Annotated in this window: 1 pseudogene; it reads left to right on the top strand. The window is 55.8% G+C overall.

Annotated features, from left to right (window positions below):
• Positions 1-464 (top strand): annotated as a pseudogene (locus tag ACTHSW_RS10835) (hypothetical protein); the annotation flags it as partial.

Raw genomic sequence — 464 nt, 5'->3', positions numbered from 1 at the left:
AACAACTACGCATTGGGCGACACCATCAACGTTAAAGGCGACAGCAACATCATCAGCGAAACCGTAGCCGGTGGCGCACAGCTGAAACTGGCCAAAGACATTACTGTTGACAGCGTCACCGCAGGCGACAGCAAACTGAATTCAGACGGCCTCACCATTACCGGTGGCCCGAGTGTGACCAAGTCAGGCATCAATGCCGCCAGCAAGAAAGTAACCAACGTAGCCGCCGGTACCGATGACGCCGATGCCGTCAACTACAGCCAGCTGAAACAGCAAAGCGCCGCCGCCCGTACCGAAGTTGCAGCCGGTACCAACATCAAAGACGTGGTTAAAGGAGTCGGCAATAAAGGCCAAGACGTTTACACCGTCAACGCCAAAGGCGCGACTGCGAGCGCCGGTTCGAGCAAAGTGACCGTCACTGCTTCAGCAGCAGACGCGAACAATGTGACCAACTACAGCATCGA

The sequence above is a fragment of the Neisseria sp. P0008.S004 genome, from assembly GCF_051962755.1.
GTDB lineage: Bacteria > Pseudomonadota > Gammaproteobacteria > Burkholderiales > Neisseriaceae > Neisseria > Neisseria subflava_A.
This window is presented reverse-complemented; position numbering and strand designations above follow the sequence as displayed.